Below are 26,558 nucleotides of genomic sequence, written 5' to 3'. Positions count from 1 at the left end.
CACAGGAACCGCTACCTATGTCAAATTACAACTTGTTCACCTCTGAATCCGTTTCCGAAGGCCACCCCGATAAAATGGCCGACCAGATCTCCGACGCCATTCTTGATGCCATTCTGGCCGATGATCCGAACTCCAGAGTGGCTGTGGAAACCCTGGTAAAAACCGGAATGGCCATTATTGCCGGGGAAGTGCGTACCAACACGTATGTCGACCTGGAGGAAATTGTTCGTAGCGTCATTCTGGATATTGGTTATAACAGTTCGGATGTGGGCTTTGATGGCGCATCCTGTGCTGTATTGAATGCCATCGGCAAGCAATCCCGCGATATCGCCATTGGCGTTGACGAGGCCAACGAGAAAGAACTGGGTGCAGGTGATCAGGGACTGATGTTTGGTTATGCCAGCGACGAGACCGATGTCCTGATGCCCGCCCCGATCTATTTCGCCCATAGGCTGGTAGAGCGCCAGGCGCAGTTGCGCAAAGATGGCGTATTGCCCTGGCTGAGACCCGATGCCAAGAGTCAGGTGACCCTGCGTTACGCTGATGGCAAACCAGTGGCCGTGGACGCAGTTGTGTTGTCGACACAGCACGCACCCAGTATTTCCCAAGCCAATTTGCAGGAGGCCGTCCGAGAGGAGATCATCCAGCACGTGCTCCCTGAAGAGTGGCTCCACAAAGGTACCCGCTACCATATCAACCCTACCGGTCAATTCATCATCGGCGGCCCCATGGGTGACTGCGGACTCACCGGTCGGAAAATTATCGTGGATACCTATGGCGGTATGGCGCATCACGGTGGCGGGGCCTTCTCCGGCAAGGATCCCTCCAAAGTTGATCGCTCGGCCGCTTATGCCGGGCGTTACGTGGCAAAAAATATTGTCGCTGCCGGGCTGGCCGAGCGTTGTGAAATTCAGATCTCCTACGCCATTGGGGTCACTGAACCCACGTCGATCAGCGTCAATAGTTTTGGCACGGGCAAATTGACGGATGATGAAATCGCACTGCTGATCCGCGAAAACTTCGACTTGCGCCCCCAGGGCCTGATAGAAATGCTCGACCTCAAACGTCCAATTTATCGGCCAACAGCCGCCTACGGCCACTTCGGTCGAGAGCTTGATAATTTTACCTGGGAAAGAACCGATCGGGCTGAAAGCCTGAAACGCGCTCTGTAATTCTCATTTAACAAACAGGAATTCACTATGACAAACATGGCCATCAAGAACGATTACAGGGTTGCGGACATTTCCCTCGCCGAGTGGGGTAACCGCGAAATTTCTATTGCTGAAACCGAGATGCCGGCACTGATGGCACTGCGAGAAAAGTATCGTGCAGAACAGCCCCTCGCTGGCGCAAAAATTCTCGGTTGCATCCATATGACGATTCAGACAGCCGTACTAATCCAGACACTGGAGGCACTGGGAGCCCAGGTGCGCTGGACATCCTGCAATATCTTTTCCACTCAGGATCACGCTGCCGCAGCTGTTGCAGCAAATGGTACACCGGTTTTTGCCTGGAAAGGTGAAACAGAAGAAGAGTACGAATGGTGCCTGGAACAGCAAATTCTCAAGGAGGGCTCTCCCTGGGAAGCGAATATGATTCTGGATGATGGCGGCGATCTCACCGCCATGCTTCATGAAAAGTTTCCTCAGGTGCTCAAGGGAGTGCATGGCGTTACTGAAGAAACTACGACTGGCGTGCACCGTCTCTACGAGATGCTGAAAAAGGGTGAACTGAAAATACCGGCCATCAATGTCAATGACTCCGTGACCAAGTCGAAAAATGACAATAAATACGGGTGTCGTCACAGCCTCAATGATGCACTGAAACGTGCCACTGACCATTTACTGTCTGGCAAGAAAGCACTGGTGATTGGATACGGTGATGTGGGCAAGGGCTCTGCCCAGTCGCTCCGTCAGGAAGGCATGATCGTCAAGGTGACCGAAATAGACCCGATCTGCGCCATGCAGGCCTGCATGGACGGTTTTGAAATCGCCTCACCCTATCTTGAAGGGAATCCCGAGAAGGGGGTTAATTCAGCGTTGTTAGCAACGACAGACCTGCTGGTCACCTGCACCGGGAACTACAATGTTTGCGATGTCGAGATTCTTCACGCACTGAAATCTGGTTGTGTGGTTTGCAACATTGGCCACTTTGATAATGAAATCGACACCAGTTACATGCGCAAAAACTGGCTATGGGAAGAAATCAAACCCCAGGTACACAAGGTATACCGGAATCGTGACACCAATGACCACCTGTTGCTGCTCTCTGAAGGCCGACTGGTCAACCTGGGCAATGCCACCGGTCACCCGAGCCGTATCATGGATGGCTCTTTTGCCAATCAGGTTCTGGCCCAAATTCACTTATACCAGCAAAAATTTGCTGACTGCGATCAGCCTACAAGACAGGCCTTGTTACGCGTCGAGGTATTACCCAAAAAGTTAGACGAAGAAGTGGCTGCTCACATGGTTTCCGGCTTTGGCGGTGTACTGACAAAGCTGAAACCCACACAAGCTGCCTATATCAATGTGCCACTGGATGGTCCATTCAAGGAAGACAGCTACCGTTATTGATTACTGGTTTAGAAAATTTACCATCTCCGCAGGGATTATTGATCAGTCATGAATGATCGACATTTAAGTTTTGAATTTTTTCCACCGAAAACACCCGAAGGACGCGAGAAGTTGCGCCTTGTACACAGTCAACTGGCTCGGTTCAATCCCGAGTTTTTCTCTGTGACCTATGGTGCGGGAGGCTCCACGCGTGACCACACCCGGGACATCGTCCTTGAAATAAACCGGGCCGGCTCAAATGCCACACCACACCTGTCCTTTGGCGGGGACAGCAAGCAATCGGTTTTATCCCTGCTGGAAACCTACCGTGAAGCTGGCATACGCCGTATCGTAGCCTTACGTGGTGATCTGCCCTCTGGTATGGGCGGCTCAACACAACTCGTCTATGCCAATGAATTGGTTCAGTTTATTCGTGAACATTTCGGTGATACGTTTGAACTGCTTGTGGCGGCCTACCCGGAGATTCATCCCGAAGCCGAAAGCTATCACAAAGACATTTATTGGCTCGACCAAAAATTTTCGGCAGGGGCAAGTCGTGGTATCACCCAATATTTTTATAACATCGATGCTTATTTTTATTTCCGCGATCAGTGTCTTGCAGCGGGGATTCAGAACCCGATAATCCCCGGTATTATGCCAATCACCAATTATCAGAACCTTATCCGTTTCTCGGATAATTGTGGTGCCGATGTGCCCCGTTGGATCAGACAACAATTGAAATCCTATGGTACGGATACCGCCAGCATTCGGGCTTTTGGCCTGGACGTTGTCTCCCGTCTTTGCGAAAAACTCTTGTCGGGAGGAGCACCCGGTTTGCATTTTTATACCATGAACCAGGCTGACACCTGCACAGCCCTATGCCGTAATCTGGGGTTTCCAATAGCCGATGCGTGATATCAGAGTATTCACCAATCAACCTCTGGCAGTAGATGCTGAAGTACTCCTCGAGGAAAACAGTACTCACCATTTAACGACCGTATTACGTCTCAAAACTGGTGCCGCAATTGTCCTTTTTAATGGAACTGGAGGGGAATATCACGCCATTTTGGGTCAGGCCACAGGCAAACAAGCGCGGGTTTTAATTACCGGGTTTACGGAGACAAACAGAGAATCGCCTCTGTATATTTCCCTCGGTATTGGCCTGTCACGTGGGGACCGGATGGACTGGGTTATCCAAAAAGCCACGGAAGTCGGTATTGCTGAAATTACTCCCCTATTTACCGCACGCAGTGAGGTACGTCTCAAGGGGGACCGGGCTGACAAAAAAATTCAACACTGGCGAAAGATAGCCATTAATGCTTGTGAGCAATGCTATAGAAACATACCCCCCATTATTAATGCCCCAATTTCTCCTGACCTTTGGTCTCAATCTTTATCTACAGACCAAAACTTTGTACTCCACCATCGTAGCAATCAAACAGTTGGCGAACTGCGTACTCAGTCGATTAACTGCGTCGGGTTATTGGTCGGCCCTGAGGGAGGGTTAACAGATTCTGAAATTACATCTTCACTGCAAAGTGGCTTTCAAGCACTGACTATAGGTCCCCGGATCTTACGGACAGAAACAGCGCCCATCGTCGCAATCACCCTGTTGCAATCTCTTTGGGGAGATTTCATCTGACACAGACACTTTTTACAGTTTATAAATCCCAACCTGTTTACATCGTTTCCTCTCATTATCCACAAAAAACGCTGATCAAAATTTTGATCAGCGTCCACGACAACGTATCCAATGAACCTACAACACAACAATATAACTTGAGGCCCTGGCCTCTCTACAGTTATTGAGTAAGTTGTGCCTTTTTATCTTTATACAGTGCATCAAAGTTGACCGGTGCCAACATAAGAGGAGGGAAACCGCCTTTCAGCAACATATGGTCTACAGTCTCACGCAAGTAAGGAAACATAATAGCCGGACATGCCGAACCTAATGCCTCTTCAAGACGATCATCTGGGAAGTTGCCAATCAAAAACGAAGCGGCCTGATCAACTTCTAAGCGAAAAGCAACTTGCTCTGCATTATTTGCAGTAATTGAAATCGACAGAATCACTTCATACCTGTCTTCTTCAAGTTTCTGGTCCTTGATATCGAGATCCAAGGTCACTTCTGGGTTCCAGTCCGTCTTAAATACAGAAGCAGGATTGGGTGCTTCATAGTCATTTTTCTTCAGATAAATCTTCTGCATTGAAAAATGTGGCGTCGTTTGCGCTTTTTCATTCTGAGACATAATTTTTCCTCTGTATGTCGCACAGGATACCAGATCACAAAACAAACATGCGCAGCCTGCTTATTGTGTCATCGATACCTTTTTTGAATAGTCTGCCGGCCCGATACAATTCAGATCGAGTTTCAGGCGGCATGAAAGGGGTGTGTAATACATTTGCCAGCCAACCACTAACAGTCAGCGCATCACTTTTATCGTGGAAACTTGTAACTAAAATTTTATACCAGACATAAAAAAAGGTCCCGGCCAAAGGCCGGGACCCAGCACCATTAGATCTTAGCCGGTGCAGGCATATCCAACCATTCGAAGAAAGTCTTCAGGTCAGGCTGAATATCATGCATAACAGGGTACCAGGGAGTTGGTGCTTCCACATCATGCATAATACCGCACGACGGGCAGTAGTACTCACGGTATACCTGCCAGTTGGTATCCGGAGCCATCAGCTCTGGATAAACCTCTTTCATCTTCTCCACATTGTCACGAACATAAATCAATGCGTTAAGTTTCCAGTTTTTGCTGTAATGACCAAATTCATGGCCACAATCGCACTTGATGAGAATTTCCTGATCTTTGGAGGACTCAACAATGTTCAGGTGAGGACCAACAGCCAGAAGGATTTTGTCATCATAGGAGACATTTTCCTGCAGCACTTCCATATACAGCTTGTAACGAGCCTCGTCTTTCGGCATGGACAGCATCAGGTGAACTGTATCCCAATCCAAGGTGCCTTTGACCAGGTCACTAACCTGCTTCTTAGTGTAAGTAGACATAACTAAACTCTCTTATATTCTGTCAATTCGTCAAGTGATAGGGTGAACCACCGAAGTGGCCACCCTGCTCATAGGCAGATTAATACCTTATTCTTCTACCATGATCACTGGATGGACGTCGGGCAGGTCACCAATATCAATATTGTGTCTTGCACCGTACATCGGGGTTCCCAGCTCTTCTTCAGGCAATTCCCAATCTGCAGGAAGATCCCAGAATTCCTTGAATTCGGCAAGGAATTTGGCTGACAGATAGAAGCTTGACGCGAACATCTGCTGGACTGCCAAAGATGCGTCTTTATCGATGATTTTAGCGCGCTCTGTTTCCATCCACTCACGCACTGGAACACCGCGACCAATACGCTCTTTGCGGATTTCAGCCTGGCGAGCTCTGGTCTTCGCTGCGTCCATGGTGTAAACACCTTCTTCATCTTTGGTGAATACTGCACCGTAGATTTTTACAGCGAACTCTTCCATCAGGAAGTTCTGGTTAAGGTCTTCTTGGATGTCTGCAATTTCGCGATCCAGCGGATCACCAAAACCAGGACCACCGCGCAGATAGTTCAGGTACAGGTCACCATTGTCGAACATGTCTTCAGTGGTAATACACTGCTTGTCACGCTTAACAATAGCATCCGGACCGAGGTGTTTTTCGTATTCGCAGAGTGAAGGATCACGATCCTGACCCAGTGGCAGAGATTTACCTTCGGCGATACGCTCTTTCAGGCCGGTGTTATGAGCTTCAAAACGGTAGCCGGTAGCTGACGGATAACCACCCATCATGCCCCAGTCACTGTTCATGTAGCCATTGCCCATGAAGAACATAGTCCAGTCAGCTGAGTTCCAAACCATACGCAGGGTTTCATAACCCAGACCACCGCGGTACTTACCGTAACCGCCAGTATTGGTTTTGATACGACGACCCATGTACAACAGCGGTTCAGCCAGTTCCCAGATCTCGATATCACCCATGTCACCTTCAGGGTTCCAAATCGCAGCAGCGTGGTTCAGGCCGTCTTTCATAGCACAGGCACCAGTACCACAAGCCGCAGTTTCGAAGCTGTTAACCGCGTGAACTTCGCCGTCCTGGTTTACACCACCACCTTGCAACCAGTTACAGGGGTTGGAGTTACCGGCGTTAACTTCTTCCAGATAACCGCGAGCGAAGTACGTACGGCTGATGCCGCGCCACAAGGAACTCCAGGATGACACCAGGAAGTGCCACGCGTCAGCGTGTGCTGTACGGCGATCCTTCGGGTTGGTCCAGGTACCCGCAGGGCAACGGAACTCAGTCGCGTAACGAGGACCATCATTGATACGTTCAGTAGGAACCAGAGACTGGGTCATCATTACCCAGATACCGGAGGTGAACGCAGTGGGGTTTGTGTTATAGGTGTGCCAGCCCCAACGGCTGCAGCCTTCGAAATCAAGGCGCCAGGTACCATTGGGTTTCACGGTAATTTCACAAGGGGCGTGCATGATGGAGTCCATTTTTGCAAAAGTGGACGGAACATGGACATCCGGGTGGCTGTAGGGTACGTCGACAAAAGCAACAGTCTTCACTGTACCAGGCACACACATTGCCTTGATACGTTTAACCAGACCACGGCGACCGTCTTCAATCACCTCATACATGAATTTTTCAACCGCTTCAACGCCTTCTTCTTCGATTACCTCAGTAAGCATCTTGCGGATCATGTGGCAACCGGCAATACGGGTTTTCTCATCGAGAATCCAGTATTTGGTCGTACGAATGTTGCGTTGACTTTCATGCAAATAGTCGCGCAGAGGGGTATCGTTGATACCTGTTTTGCGACAGCTGATCTGGATGCCATCACCAAAACGCTGGATTTGGCCATTGGACATGGAACCAGGACCTACCGCGCCGGTATCAATTACGTGAGTCATACCACCGACCCAACCTCTCAGCAACCCATCATAGAAAATGGGTACGATAGTCGCGATATCACAGGGGTGAACGTTACCAACTTGACAATCGTTGTTGGTGAACATGTCGCCATCGGCGATACCGGGATTGCTTTCCCAGTCATTCTGGATCATGTATTTGATCGCTGCACCCATGGTACCCACGTGAATGATGATACCCGTAGAGGTAGCAACACAATCACCAGCAGCGTTGTACAGGGTAAAGCAAAGCTCACCTTCCTGTTCAACAATGGGCGATGCAGCAATTTTCTTGGCCACTTCACGGGAGTTAACCAAACCCGCACGAACTTTGGAGAAGATACGCTCGTAACCGATCGGATCTTTGTCCTTGAATTCGAGGGTTTCGTGACCGTTATAGAAACCAGTTTTGGCTGTACGCTCCATGATGGCATTACGGTGGTCATTTAGAGTCAAGCCGCTTGCGAGTAGTACACCGGGGGTGTTACCCAACGCATTTTTCATAATAGTCATAATTATTCCTCTGTATCTTTTTCGTCTATGTAATCGACGTTAGCAATTATCTTAGTAGATGTTCGCTATTTATTAAACTTCGATCAGGTGGAACAGACGGTGTCCATCCAACCAGGTTTCAAAGCCAGTCGGGATTACATATGTGGTTGCATCAGACTCAATAACTGCTGGTCCGGTTATTCTGTTGCCAGGCAACAGGCTTTCCATTTTGTAGAGTTTTGCAGTAACCCATTTACGACCATAGTAGAACGGACGCTCGCCAATTGCTGCTTCAGCTGGAGGATTTGGACCGGCATCTGGTTCAGAAGGAATGCTTGGCTTCTTGGTTTCAACAGATCCACGCATGATAGCAGCAGTCACACCAAAACCGAGCTCAGGAGAACGAGCAGCGTCGGCGTATACCCGGCCATAGGTTTCATCAAAAGTGGCAACCAGCTTATCCCAGTCTTCCGGAGAACCGATATCGGAAAGTGGTGAGCTCATTTCCAGGTCATTCAACTGACCCAGATACTGCATGCGGTAACCGGGGGTGAGTGTGACGTCATCTTCGGTAAATCCGTTGATTCTGAACTCTTCCATCACTTTGTCGGCCAGCTCTTTCCAGGCACCGCCCAAGGTATTCACAGCTTCCTGCTTCTCGGCAGTCGTTGAGTCTTTGGTGATACCGATATCTGTACTCTTATCATAGCGGTATTCAAAGTCTGCGGTCGCACAACCAAATGCAGAGAAACCAGCAGCCCAAGCAGGAACGATAGTTTCTTTAAAGCCGAGACCCATGGTATAGCCATAGGCGTGAACCGGACCACCACCACCGTAGGAGAAACACACGAACTCACTGGGGCTGTAGCCTTTGGCACTGATCATGGCGCGCAAATGCTGACGCAAGGAAAGGTCAAGCAGCTCAATCACACCCGCCGCTGCATCTTCCAGAGACAGACCGAGGGGATCAGCGATCTGTTCTTTGACGCACTGCTTAGCACGTGGAACGTCCAGCTCAAGAATACCGCCGAGGAAGTTATCGGGGTTCAGGTAGCCCAAGATGATGTGGCAGTCAGTTACAGACACTGTGTCAACACCACCAGCAGGCCAGCAAGTACCTACACGGTAACCGGCACTATCAGGGCCGAGTTTCAGGGAGTTACTGTAGGGGTCGATACGCACAAAGCTACCGGCACCCGCACCAATAGTATCCATGGATACCAGCGGCAGAGACAGTACCAGTCGGGCGCAATCGCCGTCCTGATGCATGGACACTTTGCCCTTAACAATCAGCGCCATGTCGAAACTGGTACCACCGATGTCAGAACAGGCAACGTTTTCGTATCCGAGCTGCTCAGCGAGGTAACGAGAACCCATCACACCGCCGATAGGACCAGACACCAGCGTACGAGCCAGTTCTTTTGCCTTCCAGCTGATGGTACCACCGTGGCTGGCCATGACACGAACGTCATATTTAGCACCGACGTCTTTCATGCGCTGGCTAAGGTTAGCCAAAATTTTGCGTGAAGGCTCGGCAGCGTAGGCTTCCAACAAGGTTGTGTTGGTACGGTGAGTTTCTTTACGAACCGGGTAGTAGTCGACAGAAGCAAATACTGGAATGTTAGAGCCCATCTCTTTGGCAACCTCAAGACACACATCGCGAACAGCGCGCTCATGTGTACCATTAAGGTAAGAGCTCAGGAAGCTGATCACAATGGCTTTACAGCCTTGCTCAATCAGTTCACGGGCTGCTTCACGGGCCTCATGCAGACGAACGGGAATTACTACACCGCCTTTGGAGTCAACACGCTCGGTAACACCCCGAGTGTCATGGATGTGCGCCAGAGGCTCATCATAACGGTGGGTGTTGAGGTGGAGACGGTCTTCAAATGCATAACCCAGATAACACTGGATAGCACGCCCCATGCGATGGAAGTCTTCAAAGCCTTTACTTACGATCAGACCAGTGCGAAGACCCTTGCGACCAACAACGCGGTTAAGCATCGCGGTACCAGAGAATACGCAGGTGACCATTTGCGGGAAAACTTCTTCAGGAGTTACGTCCCAGTGAGCCAGTGCATCAACACTGGACGTCAGCACCGCGTTGGCTTCATCGACGTCACTTTGTGCTTTACCGACGACGAAGGTGCCATCTGCACGCACAAAAAAAGTATCGGTCATCGTGCCGCCGGCATCGATACCCAGAACTTCAACGGGATTGGTTAAATCATTCAAGTGTATATCCTCTTATGTTGATTACTTCTACCCCTGTCCACCTTAATTTGATTTGCTTCTTATAGTTAATACTACAAATCATTCGCGGACTGGGGAGCCCTCGCATACGACTATAGCAATAGCCGTGCCAATAAAAATTTATTGTTAAATTTTATTATGTTATAAGAAATATCAAATTAATGTTTGGCGGAAACCGACTATAATCGTTCGAATATCAGTCGCCGGCCGGACATTAATCGAACTGGATTAAAACACGGCTTAATGGTTCATGTCTACGATATTGCTGACTATCTAGACTCTCTGGCCAACAGAAACCAGTGCTTTAGTGTCTCCTGGACCATTATTACAAACCACTTGTAATTGAATGACTTGCAAGTGACTATATTTAATGAGGCCTAAAATCCAGAAACGTCCTATAATCGTACAACGACTTTTTTCATAATAACAACCCGGTGAGATAAGAGTGTCATGAGTTATGAACCTTCCCTTAAGGGGTCCACTGCCGTTTCGCACCCGACGCGCGTTGCTTCTGCACGCGAGAAACTTCTGACAGACGGCAACCTGCCGGACAATACCGTGCGATCAGTCATTGAAGCTTCCTGGAAGCGTTGCGTGACAAGTCAGGTTGATCCGCTAATTGCAAAACGGGCACTGGAACTCAGCGGTGAAGAGCTGACTGGAATCAGACGGCAGCACCGGGAACTGCTCTCTGCCTCCGAAATCATCATGCGCGAAGCCAAAGAACTACTGGCAGAATCCGGCACCATCATGCACCTTGTGACGCCCTCTGGGATGATACTGGATTACGAAGGAGATCCCGACACACTGGAACTGGCCAACAATTACAGCTTAATCCCGGGTGCCAACTGGAACGAGCAGGCAGCGGGAACGAACGCCATTGGCACTGCCTTGAACATTGGCGCACCTGTACAGGTTCACGCATTTGAGCATTTCTGTGAAAACATCAGCCGCTGGACTTGTTCTGCGGCAGTTATTCGTGACCCGTTCGAGAAACGCCTGCTTGGTGCACTGAATATTTCAGGTTTGAAAAACACACTGCATGATTACTGCCTGGCACTGGCCATTTCCGGTGCTCGCAGAATTGAAGGTCAGTTTGCACAGCTGAAACTGGCGAAGAGAGATCTTCTGCTCGGCACAACCATTGATCATTTTGCCTCTTCAGGAAATGACGGGGTACTGCTGTTTGATATGGATGGCAAATTGGTTCGCACCAATACTATGGCAGACAAGGTTCTGGCCGCCAGAGGTATAAGAATCAATCTGACGCCATACAATCCTATTCTGACACTTAACAGTGAGGGAGCCTACACCCCCGAGCAGGACAGTGCTCTCCATCAGATAGATCAGCAGTGGGTCCAACCTGTCACCCACCAGGGGGAGCAAATTGGTTATCTGGCGGTCATTCCTCTCCCCGCACGCTCTTCACAGAGAGCATCAGGCAACCCGACCACTATCCCCCCCCCCTCCAAATCTACCGGGTTTTTCCGCCTGGTAGGACAGAGTGCTCCTTTCCTGAAAGCGGTACAGCAAGCGAAGCGGGTTGCCAAAGCACCCATACCTGTTTTGCTCCAGGGAGAAACGGGGGTTGGCAAAGAGCTTTTTGCCAGGGCGATGCACGAAGAGGGGCCATCTAACACAGGTGAGTTTGTTGCACTTAACTGTGGCGGGCTTTCCAGGGATCTGCTGGCAAGCGAACTGTTTGGACACATTGAAGGGGCTTTCACCGGTGCCCGGCGCGGCGGCATGATTGGCAAAATAGAAGCCGCTAACGGCGGCACACTATTTCTGGATGAGATAGGCGAGATGCCCTTCGACCTCCAACCAATGTTTCTCCGGGTACTCCAAGAATCAGAAATCTGCCGGGTAGGCGATACCAGACCGCGCAAGGTCAATTTCAGGCTGATCGCCGCCACCAACCGAGACCTGGCTCAGGAAGTGGCAGAAGGTCGCTTCAGGATGGACCTTTACTACCGAATCTCTTCAATGACACTGACGGTACCGCCATTGCGGGAGCGAACCGGAGATGTCTCACTGCTCGCTCACAATATATTCGCTCACCTGCTGGAACAGCATTCCGGCGACCAGAAACGACTCAGCAAACCATTGCTCGATCTACTCGAGAAGCATAGTTGGCCGGGCAATATTCGCGAACTGGGCAACCTGATTACAGCCGCTTTCTTTCTCTCCGACCGGGAAGAACTGGGGCCGGAAGACCTCCCCAAGGATTTCCTCGCTGCCAATCTGGAGGGTCATGAAGGCGAAGAAGTGGCCAACCCCCTGGACTTTGCCGAAAAAGAGGTGATTATCCGGTCCATTCGTGAACAGGGCGGCAACCTGACAAAAGTGGCCAAACAGCTGAACATTGCGAAAAGTACCCTGTACATCAAACTGAAAAAATACAATATCAAGCGCGCCTGAATAACCTTTTCACAGGCTCTCTGTGAAAATCCTGTCACTTTTGGCAAGGCTTCATTAAAGCGCAAACAGGTCAGATCAACTTATCTGGCACCAACATCCTCAAAGGAAAACTCTCTGGCTACCCTTAGTGTGCGGGTAGCCAGCTGAACCTCCTTGAGGAATAACATCAGCGCGACAATCAACAATACCAGTGCCAACACAAAGAACCCGATAATCAGACCACCTATATGCAACTGCCAGAAACCGCCCACAAATAGACTGACAATTAATATGCAGACCAGCAACCCGGCTGCCGTGCAAAGCCCAATAGACCAGTTGGTGACTTTAGTCCTGCGCCAAAGAAACTTAAGTTCCTGCTGACAAATCGCTTTCTGTTCAGGGTCACTCAGGCGGAGTTCCCGTTGACCCACCACCCTGGCGCGATCAACAATTCGCCCTAGCCGACCGGATATGACATTGAGAAAGCCCGCTATGCCTGCCAGCAGGAATACCGGCGCAACCGCCAGCTGAATAACCAATGCCAGATCAGTGACCTCAATCATCGAATTCATCTTTTAGTCGCTCCTCGCGATCGGTTGCTGGCCCGCACTGAATTGCGCCCTGATACGTTCACCCGTGAGATAGATCGAGGGCACCAGCAGCAGAGTGACAAAAGTAGCCAACAAAACGCCAAAAGCCAACGAAATTACCATGGGTATCAGGAATTGAGCCTGGGCACTGCGTTCAAACAGTATCGGTGTCAAACCAAAAAAAGTGGTCAGTGATGTCAGCACGATTGGCCTAAACCGGTCCCTGGCCCCCTGAACAACTGCATCCATCGCATGCCACCCCTCTTTTTTCAACTGGTTAATGCGATCAATCAGCACAAGATTATCATTGACCACCACACCGGCGGTTGCCAACACACCCATCATTGAAGGCATGCTGATTTCCTTGCCAAACAATATGTGGCCAATAATGGCTCCGGCAATACCAAACGGCACGGCGCTGAGCACAATAATTGGTTGCCAGTATGAGCGGAACTCCACAGCGAGCAAGGTATAAATGGCCAAGAGCGCCAGCGCCATCATCTGTACAAAGCCTATTTCAAAGGCTTTTTGATCTTTCTGTGCACCGTCAATTTCCAGCGTTAGGCCCGGGAATTTCTGCACCAGTTCGGGCCAATGGTCCCGCATAAACACTGCCACGATTTCATCGGCAGAAGCAGCACCACTAACCAGCTCGCCTTCTATCTCTACCATACGCTTCCGATCGCGGCGCTTGATCTCCGTATATCCCGGCACAAACGCGATATCTGCCACAGCATTAAAAGGCAACTCACGGCCATCATCCGTTCGAATACGCAGCTCATCCAGTGACGAAATTCGGGCTCGCTCCGCTTCAGGATAACGAACCATGACTTTGACGTCTTCCCGCTCCCGTGGAATCCGCTGAGCTTCGACACCATAAAAGGCATTGCGCAATTGTCCGGCAATATCACTCAAACCAATTCCGAGCGTGTCCGCATTGTCTTTAAGGCTGATTTCTATTTCTTTGCTTGCCGTACGAAATGAACTGGAAACATTAAAGACCCCGGGGTATTCCAGCAACAGGGACTCAATTTCCACCGAGGCCAAACGCAACTCATCAATCTGCTTGCCCTTGAGAAGTAAATTGATCTCCTTGGGCCGCCCCATCAGGGTATATTCGACCCGGTAGTCCTCGACATTTTCAACAGCCCCTATATGTTTCTGCCAGAGCTCGGCCACCGCCTTTGACGAGACTGAGCGGGTTTCGTTACTGGATAATTCCAGAACAACCGAGACGATATTCTCCCGACTCTCGGCATAGTGGTTTTCAATGACCGAGCGCCCATCGTCGCCAATCAACAGAGGCTCCTGCTTTAACCCCTCCACGCCTTCTTCTATCTGTCGCATGACCGCCAGAGAGCGATCGAAACTGACACCTTCCTGTAGCTCGGCTGATGCCCGCAGGTATTCACCCTCAACCACCGGAAAAAAAGCGACACGCAACCAACCTGTAAAGAAAACCCCCAGTATGACAATCAGAACTGCCAGAAACAGCGCCATGGTGGTGCCGCTGTGACGCAGGCAACTTTCCAGTACCGGCCGGAACTGATAATCCGCAAACTGCTTCATCCACCGGGAAGCCCCGTTTCTTGCCTTCTGCAACCATTTTGCAAACAGCCATGTAGCCTCTTTCTCAGGTTTCATATGACGCAGGTGCGCCGGCAAAATCAGGAAGGACTCCAGCAGCGAAAATGTCAGCGCAATAATCGCTACCTTGGGCATTTCTGCCATCAGTTTGCTGGAATCACCGGGCAACAGCAGCATCGGCACAAACACTATGATCGTGGTCAAAACGGCAAAAGTGACCGGCTTTGAAACTGCCAGGGCCCCCAGTGAAGCACTGTCATTGCCATTCAGACCGCGCTCGTGATGTGAGTAGATACTTTCACCCACGACAATGGCGTCATCCACTACGATGCCGAGGATGAGTAGAAAGGCAAATAACGAGACAATATTGACGCTAATCCCCAGGTAGGGCATTAACCACAGAGTACCCACGTAGCAAATACCTATTCCCGCAGCCACCCAAAATGCCAGTGCCGGTCGCAAGAAAAGTACCAGTAAGCCGAACACCAGCAATAACCCACCGAGGGCATTTTTTGACAGCAGATCAATTCGACTGCCCAGGTATACTGACAAATCGCGCCACACCACCAATTCGACGCCAGGCTGAAGACTGGGCAACTTCTCCGCAACATAAGCTCTGACGGCCTCCGAGGAAGCCACAACATCGGGATTGCGGGTATTGAATAGATTGATAAATACAGCGGGTTTGCCATTGAACATGGACACCAGATCCTGTTCTGCAAAACCGTCGTTAATACGGGCAATATCACCCAACAGAACCTGTGTACCGTCGGTATCCCGCAAGACCACAATACGCTCAAAATCTTCCCGCTGGTAAGCTTGCCCCCGGGTCTGCAGGACAATGTCCCCCGCTTGCTCGCGCACCTCACCGGCGGGCAAATTGACCGATGAACGCCGGATGGCGGCAACAACGTCCTCAAACGTCAGCTGGTAACGGCGCAGTGTTTCCTCGGATATTTCCACAGCGACCTCCTCAGGCCGCGTGCCACCAATTTCCGCCAGAGTGACACCAGGTAACCCGATGACCTCATCGCGAATGGACTCGGCAAGTCGCTTGAGGTCATCTTCCGCCATCGGTCCCGCCAGAGCCAGGCTGAGAATCTGCGTTCTTGCCAACACCTCTTTGATCCGAGGTCGCTCGGAATCCACTGGTAACGTATTAATGGCATCTACCCGTGATTTCACATCATTGAGCAACTTCTGGGTGTCGTGACCGTCGGCCACTTCTATCTCAATCCGCCCCATGCCCTGATAGGCAAACGAGCGCAGCTCCTCAATACCATCCAGATCATGCACCTGCTCTTCGATGCGGATACAGATCTGCTCTTCAACCTCCCGCGGCCCGGCACCCGGGTAGGGCACCTCGACCTGAACCACGTCCCTCGGTATTTTCGGAAACATTTCCTTGTCGAGGTCCGGCAAACTGGTCAGGCCACCCACCAGCACCATGAACATTAACAAATTGGCCGCAATGGGATTGCTGACCCACCAATGAATCAACCCCCGACCTGACGTGCTCATGGGAGGTCCGGCGCCGACACAAGCACTGGAGACACCTTCATCCCCTCAACCACATAACCCGGCCTCTCCAGCAGGATCAGCTGCCCCTCCGGGATACCCGTGATCAACAGGCTTTCCTCCAGTACCTGCAGTACCCGAACAGAGACCGTATGCAACCGGTTTTCTTCATCCAGCACGAGCAGTTGGTCTTTCTCATACAGGGCCTGGCGAGGCACACTAACCACTGCATCAAAGGAGCGACCCACTACTTCTGCGTTGACAAACAGACCCGCCACCAAGGGCGGCGAATACTGATAGGGATTGGTTATCTCGACAATCCCGTAAATGACCCGGGTTCGCGTATCAATGGTGGCGTCTGTGCGCACCAGCAGGCCAGGCCAGTCGGCCTGCTGCCCATCAAACCTCGCCGACAGTGTCACCTGAAGCGGGCTGTCGGCTTCGGGCCGGAGCGGCAGATTCAAACGCGACGCCTGACTCGCCGTTAATGGCAGGCGTACCTCCATGGTATGTGTCGCGAAAATCTCTGCCACCTGCATGCCGGAACTCACATACTGTCCGCTGTTCACCTGGGTCTGACGTATCAGGCCATCAAAGGGTGCGACAATCGTCGTACGCTCAAGATTGATACGGGCCTGCTCGAGATCCGCCCTGGCCCCAGCCAGGGCAGCTTCTGCCGCCTTTAACTGTGGCTCACGCAGAAACAATGCGTTGCCTTCTCTATTACCCAAATCCCGCCACTCTCGCTTTGCCTGCCTGGCTTGTCCTCGCTCCATGGCAAGGGTTTTCTCCGCCTCGGCAACCCGTGATGATGCCCGGATGACTTCAATATCGTAGTCTCTGGCATCCAGTTGCATCAGCACTTCGCCTTCACTGAAAAAACCACCATCGACAAAATTTGGTGAAACAGACAGCACCCGTCCCGCAACCTGGGCAGCCAGCGCCACTTCAACCTTGGGCTGAACCGTGCCCTGGGTCAGCACACTGACCTGGCGGCGCGCTGGAATGGCTGTCATAGCGGAAATTTCCGGCGGTGCCGGTTCCGCCCGGGGCTGTTGGGCTGGCTCAGGCCTGATTCCGGCCAATAAGACCACTACCAGAATGGCCACCAGCACAATCATCAGGGGGACAAGCGCTCTTTTTAATTGACCCATAGTCTGTTGATTATCCTTCTAATTGGGGGAAGTGACATTATCACAGGATCACGTGAGATCCCGGCCCTTGTAGCCATCAAACTGGCAGCAATCTGCCGAAAGTACCAATCTCGCCTCAAAACAGTTGCTGTCATCAAAGCTTCTTCAATATGCCATGCCCCCGTCATCTGAGGCCACTAAGTTTCCAACAAAGCTCTGTAATCAAGAACTGTGAGGCCAGCTATGCACTATAACGCCATATGGCTATCGGACATTCATTTGGGCTACCGGGACTGCAAGGCAAATTTCTTGCTGGACTTCCTCAATAAAACTCACACCAACCGGCTTTATCTGGTAGGGGATGTGGTCGATTTGTGGGCAATGAAACGTTCTTTTCTCTGGCCACCCAGTCATCACGAGGTGTTGCGCAAAATCATCGATCTGGCGAATAACGGCACCCGGGTGATTTATATACCGGGCAATCACGATGATCTGATGAGAGAAGTGGCTGGTACCGTGCTTCTCAATATCGAGATTCACCAACAATTTGTCCACACCACCCACGAAGGCAAAAAATTACTCTTGCTGCACGGTGATGAGTTCGATCATGCTGTGCTGTGCAACCGGTTTGCACGCCTGGCAGGCGACGCCGGCTACAGCCTGCTGCTACATTTTAACCGCTGGAGCAACGCCTTGCGGCGCTGGTGGGGACTGCCCTACTGGTCGCTCGCTCAGTACGTGAAAAACCGGGTCAGAAATGCCCGTGCGGCCATCATCGCTTTTGAAGAAGCGGCGGCCAAGGAAGCTGTTCGTCAGGAAGCAGACGGTATTGTCTGCGGGCACATCCACCAACCGGAAATCCGAACGATTGACGGGATTCTCTATTGCAATGATGGCGATTGGGTAGAGAGCTGCACGGCATTGGTCGAACATCGTCAGGGCAAACTCGAGCTGCTTCACTGGGGTGACCTGCAACAGGCGATCAAATGCGATCAGGCGGCCAATGACAGCTCAATCAGTGCCCCGTATTCACTACCACGGCTCTCCTGAGGGACAGCGACCCCGGGGGCAATCAGATCACACTGCCTGCGCCAGCCTGTTGAGCGCATCTATCACTGCTCTGCGACTATTGACCCCTGTTTCACGACACCCGTCCGACCCATTGCCAGATAATCAAAACCGGCTTCGGCAACCCGCCTGGGATCAAACAGGTTGCGGCCATCAACAATCAGGGGTCGCTTCATTTTCTCGGCAAGCGCTGCAAAATCAGGTGCCCAGAAGTGTTTCCATTCTGTACAGATCACCAACGCATCGGCACCTTTCGCCGCAGACTCTTTGGTGCCCACCAGCACCAGGTCGTCGCGATCGCCATAGATGCGCTGACACTCTTCCATGGCACGCGGGTCGTATGCCTGTACCAGGGCACCATGCTGCCAGAGAGACTCCAATAGCACTCTGCTCGGGGCCTCGCGCATATCGTCAGTTCGAGGCTTGAATGCCAACCCCCACACGGCTATGGTTTTTCCTTTCAAGTCACCATTAAAGTAACAATAGAGCTTCTCAAACAGCCGCTGCTTTTGCTGGCTGTTCACCTGCTGTACAGCCGACAACAGGGATGTGTGGTAACCCGCCTTTTCAGCCGTCACCTGCAGGGCACGGACATCTTTTGGAAAGCAGGAGCCCCCGTAACCACAACCAGGGTAAATAAAATGGTAGCCAATGCGGGGGTCCGCACCGATGCCCAGACGAACTTTTTCGATATCGGCACCCAGGTATTCGGCAAGATTCGCTATCTCATTGATAAAACTGATTTTGGTGGCCAGCATCGCATTTGCTGCGTATTTGGTCAGCTCTGCTGAGCGAACGTCCATGACAATCAACTTCTCATGATTTCGGTTAAACGGTGCATAAAGCTCCCGCATAATACCGGTGGCCCGTTCGGAACCAGTGCCCAGTACAATCCGGTCCGGCTTCATAAAATCACCGATGGCGGCACCTTCTTTCAGAAACTCGGGGTTTGAGACCACGTCAAAGGGTATATCGAGCGCACGATGATGGAGCTTCTTTTCAATCAGGGCCCTCACTTCATCGGCTGTGCCCACAGGCACCGTGGATTTATTAACAATCACGGCAGAGTCCTGCAGATACTGGCCAATCGTGTCTGCCACTGACAGGACATGTCGGGTATCCGCCTCACCATCTTCATCACAGGGCGTGCCCACGGCGATAAAAATCACTTCGCCATGGGTAACGGCTTCGGCGACGTCGGTCGTAAACACCAACGATCCCTCCCGTTGCGTTTCTACCAGATAGTCCTCAAGACCGGGTTCAAAAATAGGGGCTATCCCTCGACGCAACGCATTTATTTTAAGTGCATCCTGATCAATACAAGAAACCTGATGGCCAACATGGGCAAGACAAACACTGGTCACCAACCCCACATAGCCTCCACCAAATACGGTCACTCTCATTCCACTCACACTCATTCTGTCATTTGGTGGATTCATGGTGTGACTGTGGCATGACAGCCTTATGGCACTTTTTTAGGGGTTTTGTGACAGCCCACGGGCTCTTGCAAGGGCTGCAATTCAGTTACACTTAGCTGGCCGGAAATCATCCACGTTCAACCCTTTGCTCTGCAGGGTGCTACTTGCCCGGGGAGACAAGAACACGATTTTTGCCTGATAAGGAATTTAACTTGCCGCTACTAAAAAACCGTTTGGCCCTACTGACTGACGCGACCGGGGATCAGCTCCTGACCGGGATGGTCAGAGGTATAGAGAAAGAGAGCCTGCGGGTGACACCAGCCGGCAAACTGGCACAGACCCCCCACCCATTGGCATTGGGGTCTGCGTTGACCCACCCGAAAATCACCACAGATTACTCGGAGGCGTTACTGGAATTCATTACGCCACCTTTCAGGGATGCCGATCTGGTATTGCAAACTCTGGAGGATATTCACCGCTTCACTTACCACAGGATTGGCGATGAATTGCTCTGGGCCAACAGTATGCCCTGCCAGCTCAGTGGCGACAGTGATATTCCGGTGGGCTATTACGGCACCTCCAATATCGGCAAGATGAAAAGTGTTTACCGGGTTGGCCTGGGCCACCGCTATGGCCGACTGATGCAGACAATTGCCGGTATCCACTACAATTTTTCAGCCCCGGATTCACTCTGGGAGATGTTGCGCAAGGCAGAGAATCCCGGCCAGTCGCTACAGAATTTTAAAACTGAAAACTACTTTGCCCTGATTCGCAATTTCCGCCGCTACTTCTGGTTATTACTCTATTTGTTCGGTGCCTCGCCCGGGGTTTGCCGCAGCTTTGTCAGAGGCCGTGAGCATCGTCTGATACCCTTCGGCAAAGACGATCACAGCCTCTACGCGCCCGACGCTACATCACTGAGAATGGGCGACCTGGGTTATCAAAGCACGGCCCAGGAGCAACTGATTGTCTGTTATAACGATCTGCACAGCTACGTGACCACCCTCCGCGGTGCGCTGGTCAAACCCTATCCGGCTTACGAATCAGTAGGACTCAAAGACCACCATGGCGAGTACCATCAACTAAGCACCCATTTACTACAGATTGAAAATGAATTTTACAGCACCATCCGGCCAAAGCGGACAACCAACACCGAAGAGACTCCATTGAGGGCACTGTGGGAGCGCGGTGTTGAATATATCGAGGTGCGCTGTATTGACCTTAATCCTTACCAGCCACTGGGTATTGATCGTGAACAGATAGATTTTCTCGACATTTTTCTGCTCACTTGCCTGTTGGCCAGTAGCCCGGACACCGATGACCAGGAATATCGAAATATCCTGGATAATCAGCGACGCACAGTTTATCGGGGACGGAATCCGCTGCTTACCCTGCGGGATGGAGGGGGTGAGCGATCACTTCTCGAGTGGGCCGAAGCAATATTTGCCGATATGGCACCAGTGGCTAGCATGATGGATGATCACCATGGCGATGACCGTTACCAAAAAACGTTGCTGTCACTACGCCATCGGTTAAAAGACCCTTCGCTGACCCCCTCCGCCCGGATGCTGGAGGAAATGGCAGAAACCAACCAGACATTCTTTCGCGTCGCCATGAAATACGCCACCCAGCACCGCGAATACTTCCTGGACACACCACTGGATCGGGAAACTGAGACACACTATCAACAGCTGGCCCGCGAGTCGCTGCGACAACAACAAGAGATTGAGCAGCGCGATGACCGGAGTTTTGACCAGTTTCTTGCCGATTATTACCGGCAGTATGATTTTCAGCTGTGAACTACCTCGCCCACCTCTACCTGTCAGGTCATTGCCCGGAGCGGATGATCGGTGGGTTGCTGGGTGATTTCGTCAAGGGTCCCCTCCGGGGAGACTACCCGCCAGCGATCGAGGCGGGGATTTTACTGCATCGAAAAATAGACGTTTTTACCGACAATCTTCCGGCCGTCCGGACTGCCATCACTCGCTTCGAGCCACCCTACCGGCGCTTTGGCGGGATACTGCTCGACCTCTGCTACGACCACTTTCTGGCCGATAACTGGTCGAGGTACCACCATCGTCCACTCACAGATTTCTGCCAGGATTTCTACCGCAATCTATCGGATTATGCAGAGATTTTACCGGACAGGGCCAAACATTTCAGTGAAGTGGCACCCCGGGTGAACTGGCTTGAAAACTACGCACAGTTTCAAAATCTGGAATATATGCTGGAACGCATCGGTCAACGTTTTAAAACCCCAATACCCCTCCACCAGGCTTTCCCGGAACTGCAGCGGGACTATCGGTTGTTGTCCAATGAGTTTCACCAGATTTTTCCTCTGTTGATTGAGTTTACTGAAAGCCAACGTCTAAAATGAATGGCCTCCTGAAGGGAATAATCCAATGATACCGACAGCAAGACAGACCAATCTGGTGATCTTTCTCGGCTGCACGCTGTTGATCCTGATTGCCCTCTACATGCAACACATAATGGGACTGGTTCCCTGTTACCTTTGCGTCACCCAGCGGGTTTTCGTCATAGCCACCGGGCTTATCGCCCTGCTGGCATTTCTTCACCACCGGCACACACGCTTTTACGGTGCTATCACCGCCCTCAGTGCACTGGCAGGTGGTTTTTTCTCCGGCAAACAGCTCTGGATGCAACATTTGCCAGAGGAGCGGGTTCCCGCCTGCGGACCACCGGTGGAATACCTGTTTGACGTTTTCAAATTCAGCGATGCGTTGGGCATGCTGCTGCGCGGTGACGGCAACTGTGCCGAGGTGCAATGGCTGTTTCTCGGTCTCAGCATTCCCGGTTGGACTCTGGTTTGTTTTATCCTGCTGGCTGCGCTGGGCCTGTGGCAAATGGTTCGCCGGCAGTGAATTTGCTGCGCGGACTCGCCGTACTGATCCTGTTTCAGGGCATTGGTGAGGGAATCAGCCACATCACAGGGATACCGGTACCCGGCCCGGTAATCGGCATGGTCCTGTTATTTCTGGCACTGCAGTTCAGCCACACGGAAACACCGGCCTGGCTGGGGCGAACGGGCCACTCGCTTATCCGCTGGCTGTCTCTGATGTTCCTGCCCGCCTGCACCGGCCTGTTTTTTCTGCCTGACATCTCCCGGAACCAATGGCTTCCCATCGCCGGGGCCATTGTTCTGGCAACCCTGCTAACACTGCTATTGGCTGCTCTGTTGATGCAAAAACTGATGTCCGCTGAAGGCGAGCGTCCATGACAGCGTGGCTGGCCACTACCCTGCTGTTGGTGCTGACCTTTGCTGCTTTCGCCGCCGCTCTCTGGCTGTATCGGCTCAATCGGGGTAGGCCCACCCTACAGGCGCTCATGCATCCGCTGGTCACAGGCCCGTTAATAGTCAGCGTCATCCTAGTCGCCACCCATATTGATTACGACCAATACCGGGAGGCCAATCAACTGTTCTTTTTTTTGCTGGGCACCACGACCGTTGCGTTGGCAATCCCGCTTCACCAGCAATTTCATCATATTAGCCGGCTATTCAGACCGCTAATCATTACGCTGATATTTGGTGCCAGTTTTGCCGTAGCAAGTGCCCTGGTAATCGCCTGGTTACTGGGTGGCTCCATAGAGACACTGATTTCATTGGCACCCAAATCAGTCACCACCCCTATCGCCCTTGGCCTGTCGGAAAAGATTGGCGGTCTGCCGGCATTGACTGCCGGTGCGGTTGTGTTTACCGGTGTTGTTGGAGCGGTGCTGGGCCCCCTGATTTTTCGTTGGCTGGGTATCACGGACGACCGTATCATTGGCTTTGTCACAGGCATTTGCGCGCACGGGGTCGGGACAACCCGGGCTTTTGAAATCAGCGCCCGTTGCGGCGCTTTCGCCAGCCTGGGACTGGGTATGACCGGCGCGCTGACAGCTTTCAGCCTGCCGTGGCTGGTCATTTTCTTCCTCGATTAGCCCTGACAGCCAGTGTGGCCGTGCGCGCCTAATGTGTGCTTGCCACGCACACACTGTTTCCCTATGCTTGGTGCATTCCAACAATCACAAGCAGCATCGTTTATGCTAGAAAATTGCAAGTCGGCCCAGGAGCGCTGGGGAGGTGTCAGCCAACTGATAGATCATTGGCTGGAGGAACGGCAGGAAATGCTGGTTCGCTTTTGTGCGCTGGGTGAAATTCGCCATTTCAGCAATGAGGACCCCTCACAGGGCAAGAAGGTCAAAACCTTTTTTGAAATTCTTGTGGACTACACCTCCGCAGGCCACTTTGAAATCTACGATCAGTTGATCCGTGAAGGTAACAGCTATCAGGACAAAGATGCACTGGAGGCCGCCAACGGACTGCTGGAAACAATTGATGCAACAACAGAGCTGATCCTCGACTTCAATGACAAATATCTGGAGACCGACGATCTCACTTCTCTGGCAGCCGATCTTTCTACTCTGGGAGAAGCCATTGAATCGCGCCTTGAGGCTGAGGATTTCATGATTGAAGTCCTGCACTCTGCACACCAGGATCAATCCCCAAAGATCAACTAGACCACTCAACCAATCGCATCCGAAATTTTTGGGCATCATTACTGAATTGACTACCAATAAAAAAGGCCCTCATGGGCCTTTTTTGATTTACTGGATAATGCTGTGCTGGGCAGCAATTAATCAGAGCCCAATATCTCTACCAGCTCCACTTCAAAAATCAGTGTCGCATTGGGACCGATCAGCCCGGCTGTGCCATTTGGGCCGTAGGCAAGATCGGAGGGAATGTAAAGCTCCCACTTGCCCCCTTCCTGCATTTTCTGCAGTGCTTCCGTCCAGCCCGGAATTACCTGTCCGACATTCAGCTCTATCGCACCACCGTGTTTCTCTGAGGCATCAAACTCAGTACCGTCAACCAGGGTCCCCCGATACTCAACAGAAACCTGATCGTTGGCATCGGGCGATGCGCCTGTACCGGCCGTAATGACCTTGTATTGCAACCCGGTTTCAGTGGTAATCACACCGTCTTTATTGGCGTTGGCAGCAAGAAAGGCTTTTCCCTCAGCGGCATTTTTCTCTCCAGCTTTTGCCATCTCCGCCTGCTTTTCACCATTTAATGACTGTTGCTTGGCCTGCTGCTCCGCATGGAAGGTTTCAATCACTTCGGCCAGCTCTTCGTTATCAATACGCGGAGGACGATTATCGAGTGCGTCAGCGAGACCCGCGGCAAAGGTTTCGCGATCCAGCTCAATACCACCCATCGCCAATTGGCCACCCATATCCACACCAATGACATAACTGTACTTCTGTAATTGCGTTTCCAGAACAGGCTCCTGATCTTGATCGTTTGTTTGCTGTGTCTGGGGCTTTTCACTGCAGGCGCCAAGGGCAAAAATGGCCGTCGAAGCCAGCAGTAGATATTTCATTTTCATAATCAGTACCTTGTATGGAAAATCAATTTAAGTGTTATGTTAACGTAAATTCAGTTTTTGGGCTTTGCAGAAGCCACCGGCCAAACCAGTGGGCTTCCGTAATTTATTGTAATATCGCTTGTACGGCTCAAGTAAAGATTCAGATTTTGCAGCTGTTGTTCGCCGCCTGGCTCGCTTCTATTGGTACTGCCCGTGTCCCTTGAGCTGCCGTATTTTGTCTGCCACCAGTTACACAGCCTATTCTGGACAACTCGCTCGGCCCTGAGTTCAAGTTGCTTAACTTCCTGCGGCCATTCCTGATCGGCGAAGCCCGCGAATTCTGACCGGACAAAACGCCGAACGCCACGCAACGGCTCGACAACCTGTTCATTCCAGTCTCGAATGACCTCTTCCGCTTCATCCAGATCCTGGACAGTTAATACCTGTCCGAAACTGCCGAGCCAGCAACAAAACAGGACCAGATTAACATTGGCACCAACGCCTTCCTGTAGCTCGAGACACGCCCGGGCCACTTCGGAGCGACCGTAGTGAACCAGCGAATAGTCCCAGAAAGGGTTGTCCGCTAACTGGCTCAAAGCTCAAGCCATTGCCAGTACTGCGTCCACCAGTTTATTGATGCCCGTGGCCGCTTCACTGATGCGGCGGGCCAGCAGATAGGCGGGCGTGGTAACCAGCTTGTTCTTCTCATCAATACAGATATCGCCGACACCACAGGTCCGATGCTCGGCACCGGTTGATTCGATCGCCGCCGCAATTTCAGGGTTGTCACCCACGGTGCACTTTACTCCAGCACCAAACAGCACACCTGACATCACCGGTGCGATGCACATCAATCCAACCGGTTTACCGCTCTTGTGCATGGCACGAATAAAGTTACTGAGATCCTCTCGGACACTCAACTGCGCACCCTGGACAGCGAAATCGGACAGGTTTTTGGCAGCGCCAAAGCCACCGGGCAAAATGACCGCATCAAAATCATCGGCATTGGCTTCCGCCAACTTTTTGATGTCACCTCGAGCCAGTCTTGCCGCTTCCACCAGCACATTGCGGGTTTCACCTTCAGCGACTTCACCCGTCACGTGATTGATCACATGCAATTGCTCAATATCAGGTGCAAAACACTGAACCTCCGCACCAGCCTGATCAAGGCTAAGCAGGGTAATCACGCTTTCGTAAATTTCTGAGCCGTCATAAACGCCACAGCCGGACAGGACTACTGCCACTCGCTTGCTCATCACT

At 51.6% G+C, this 26,558-nt stretch carries 23 protein-coding genes; 12 read left to right on the top strand and 11 right to left on the bottom strand.

Going from position 1 to position 26,558, the window contains the following annotated elements:
- Positions 1 to 17 precede the first annotated feature (17 nt).
- The 4 genes from metK to AACZ64_RS06625 are packed head-to-tail and all read left to right on the top strand — an operon-like array spanning position 18 to position 4,194.
- Positions 18 to 1,172 (top strand): methionine adenosyltransferase, encoded by a 1,155-nt coding sequence (gene metK / locus AACZ64_RS06640; protein ID WP_339639801.1) that lies wholly within the window; start codon positions 18 to 20, stop codon positions 1,170 to 1,172.
- A 27-nt stretch (positions 1,173 to 1,199) separates the two neighbouring features.
- Positions 1,200 to 2,573, top strand: coding sequence for an adenosylhomocysteinase (gene ahcY, locus AACZ64_RS06635; RefSeq protein ID WP_339639800.1), 1,374 nt, complete (start codon positions 1,200 to 1,202; stop codon positions 2,571 to 2,573).
- 48 nt (positions 2,574 to 2,621) lie between these two features.
- A complete protein-coding gene (metF, locus tag AACZ64_RS06630; protein WP_339639799.1) occupies positions 2,622 to 3,467 on the top strand; it encodes a methylenetetrahydrofolate reductase [NAD(P)H] in 846 nt (281 codons plus the stop codon).
- Positions 3,460 to 4,194, top strand: coding sequence for a 16S rRNA (uracil(1498)-N(3))-methyltransferase (locus tag AACZ64_RS06625; protein ID WP_339639798.1), 735 nt, complete (start codon positions 3,460 to 3,462; stop codon positions 4,192 to 4,194). The genes metF and AACZ64_RS06625 overlap by 8 nt, the downstream gene beginning before the upstream one ends.
- 160 nt (positions 4,195 to 4,354) lie before the next feature.
- On the opposite strand, the gene secB is transcribed toward AACZ64_RS06625, so the two are convergent.
- The 4 genes from secB to AACZ64_RS06605 form a co-directional block, all read right to left on the bottom strand.
- Positions 4,355 to 4,801, bottom strand: coding sequence for a protein-export chaperone SecB (gene secB / locus AACZ64_RS06620; RefSeq protein ID WP_293614561.1), 447 nt, complete (start codon positions 4,799 to 4,801; stop codon positions 4,355 to 4,357).
- A 266-nt stretch (positions 4,802 to 5,067) separates the two neighbouring features.
- Positions 5,068 to 5,568 (bottom strand): acetone carboxylase subunit gamma, encoded by a 501-nt coding sequence (locus AACZ64_RS06615; protein WP_036858740.1) that lies wholly within the window; start codon positions 5,566 to 5,568, stop codon positions 5,068 to 5,070.
- 87 nt (positions 5,569 to 5,655) lie between these two features.
- Positions 5,656 to 7,983 (bottom strand): hydantoinase B/oxoprolinase family protein, encoded by a 2,328-nt coding sequence (locus tag AACZ64_RS06610; RefSeq protein WP_293614560.1) that lies wholly within the window; start codon positions 7,981 to 7,983, stop codon positions 5,656 to 5,658.
- A 72-nt stretch (positions 7,984 to 8,055) separates the two neighbouring features.
- On the bottom strand, positions 8,056 to 10,197 hold the full coding sequence (locus AACZ64_RS06605; protein ID WP_293614559.1) for a hydantoinase/oxoprolinase family protein: 2,142 nt from the start codon (positions 10,195 to 10,197) through the stop codon (positions 8,056 to 8,058).
- Between the two features lie 468 nt (positions 10,198 to 10,665).
- On the opposite strand from AACZ64_RS06605, the gene AACZ64_RS06600 reads away from it, so the two are divergent.
- Positions 10,666 to 12,636, top strand: coding sequence for a sigma-54-dependent Fis family transcriptional regulator (locus AACZ64_RS06600; RefSeq protein WP_339639797.1), 1,971 nt, complete (start codon positions 10,666 to 10,668; stop codon positions 12,634 to 12,636).
- A gap of 80 nt (positions 12,637 to 12,716) precedes the next feature.
- Here AACZ64_RS06600 and AACZ64_RS06595 read toward each other — a convergent pair whose 3' ends face one another.
- Genes AACZ64_RS06595 through AACZ64_RS06585 form a run of 3 tightly spaced genes read right to left on the bottom strand, consistent with a single transcriptional unit; the run spans position 12,717 to position 17,464 of the window.
- On the bottom strand, positions 12,717 to 13,187 hold the full coding sequence (locus AACZ64_RS06595) for a DUF2721 domain-containing protein (RefSeq protein WP_293614557.1): 471 nt from the start codon (positions 13,185 to 13,187) through the stop codon (positions 12,717 to 12,719).
- A 3-nt stretch (positions 13,188 to 13,190) separates the two neighbouring features.
- Positions 13,191 to 16,313, bottom strand: a complete 3,123-nt coding sequence (locus AACZ64_RS06590) for an efflux RND transporter permease subunit (protein ID WP_293614556.1) — start codon at positions 16,311 to 16,313, stop codon at positions 13,191 to 13,193.
- Entirely contained in the window at positions 16,310 to 17,464 is a 1,155-nt protein-coding gene (locus AACZ64_RS06585) for an efflux RND transporter periplasmic adaptor subunit (RefSeq protein ID WP_339639796.1), read from the bottom strand. Before AACZ64_RS06585 ends, AACZ64_RS06590 begins: the two co-directional genes overlap by 4 nt.
- A 222-nt stretch (positions 17,465 to 17,686) precedes the next feature.
- Here AACZ64_RS06585 and AACZ64_RS06580 point away from each other — a divergent pair, with 222 nt between their 5' ends.
- Positions 17,687 to 18,493 carry a UDP-2,3-diacylglucosamine diphosphatase gene (locus AACZ64_RS06580; protein WP_339639795.1) on the top strand — a complete coding sequence of 269 codons (807 nt, stop codon included), beginning with the start codon at positions 17,687 to 17,689 and terminating at the stop codon, positions 18,491 to 18,493.
- Positions 18,494 to 18,555: 62 nt separating this feature from the next.
- Here AACZ64_RS06580 and AACZ64_RS06575 read toward each other — a convergent pair whose 3' ends face one another.
- Complete coding sequence (locus AACZ64_RS06575; RefSeq protein WP_339639794.1) at positions 18,556 to 19,914, bottom strand: UDP-glucose/GDP-mannose dehydrogenase family protein; 1,359 nt, start codon at positions 19,912 to 19,914, stop codon at positions 18,556 to 18,558.
- 227 nt (positions 19,915 to 20,141) lie between these two features.
- Here AACZ64_RS06575 and gshA point away from each other — a divergent pair, with 227 nt between their 5' ends.
- The 6 genes from gshA (at position 20,142) to rsd (ending at position 24,450) form a co-directional block, all read left to right on the top strand.
- Complete coding sequence (gshA, locus tag AACZ64_RS06570; protein WP_339639793.1) at positions 20,142 to 21,728, top strand: glutamate--cysteine ligase; 1,587 nt, start codon at positions 20,142 to 20,144, stop codon at positions 21,726 to 21,728.
- Complete coding sequence (locus AACZ64_RS06565; protein ID WP_293614553.1) at positions 21,725 to 22,306, top strand: ACP phosphodiesterase; 582 nt, start codon at positions 21,725 to 21,727, stop codon at positions 22,304 to 22,306. Before gshA ends, AACZ64_RS06565 begins: the two co-directional genes overlap by 4 nt.
- Positions 22,307 to 22,331: 25 nt before the next feature.
- Complete coding sequence (locus AACZ64_RS06560; RefSeq protein ID WP_293614552.1) at positions 22,332 to 22,811, top strand: disulfide bond formation protein B; 480 nt, start codon at positions 22,332 to 22,334, stop codon at positions 22,809 to 22,811.
- Positions 22,808 to 23,167, top strand: a complete 360-nt coding sequence (locus AACZ64_RS06555) for a CidA/LrgA family protein (RefSeq protein WP_293614551.1) — start codon at positions 22,808 to 22,810, stop codon at positions 23,165 to 23,167. The genes AACZ64_RS06560 and AACZ64_RS06555 overlap by 4 nt, the downstream gene beginning before the upstream one ends.
- Entirely contained in the window at positions 23,164 to 23,871 is a 708-nt protein-coding gene (locus tag AACZ64_RS06550) for an LrgB family protein (protein ID WP_293614550.1), read from the top strand. The genes AACZ64_RS06555 and AACZ64_RS06550 overlap by 4 nt, the downstream gene beginning before the upstream one ends.
- Before the next feature lie 102 nt (positions 23,872 to 23,973).
- Positions 23,974 to 24,450 carry a sigma D regulator gene (gene rsd, locus AACZ64_RS06545; protein ID WP_293614549.1) on the top strand — a complete coding sequence of 159 codons (477 nt, stop codon included), beginning with the start codon at positions 23,974 to 23,976 and terminating at the stop codon, positions 24,448 to 24,450.
- A gap of 116 nt (positions 24,451 to 24,566) precedes the next feature.
- Here the strand turns inward: rsd and AACZ64_RS06540 are convergent, their stop codons facing one another.
- From AACZ64_RS06540 to elbB, 3 genes are read right to left on the bottom strand one after another with little or no spacing between them, the layout of a single operon-like run.
- Complete coding sequence (locus AACZ64_RS06540) at positions 24,567 to 25,319, bottom strand: FKBP-type peptidyl-prolyl cis-trans isomerase (RefSeq protein ID WP_293614548.1); 753 nt, start codon at positions 25,317 to 25,319, stop codon at positions 24,567 to 24,569.
- Positions 25,320 to 25,369: 50 nt separating this feature from the next.
- A complete protein-coding gene (locus AACZ64_RS06535) occupies positions 25,370 to 25,894 on the bottom strand; it encodes a TIGR02444 family protein (RefSeq protein WP_293614547.1) in 525 nt (174 codons plus the stop codon).
- 3 nt (positions 25,895 to 25,897) lie between these two features.
- A complete protein-coding gene (elbB, locus tag AACZ64_RS06530) occupies positions 25,898 to 26,554 on the bottom strand; it encodes an isoprenoid biosynthesis glyoxalase ElbB (protein ID WP_339639792.1) in 657 nt (218 codons plus the stop codon).
- Between the last annotated feature and the right edge of the window lie 4 nt (positions 26,555 to 26,558).

The sequence above is a fragment of the uncultured Porticoccus sp. genome, assembly GCF_963975625.1.
Classification (GTDB): domain Bacteria; phylum Pseudomonadota; class Gammaproteobacteria; order Pseudomonadales; family Porticoccaceae; genus Porticoccus.
The sequence above is the reverse complement of the archived record's forward strand: the minus strand, read 5'-3'. Positions and strand labels throughout refer to the sequence as shown.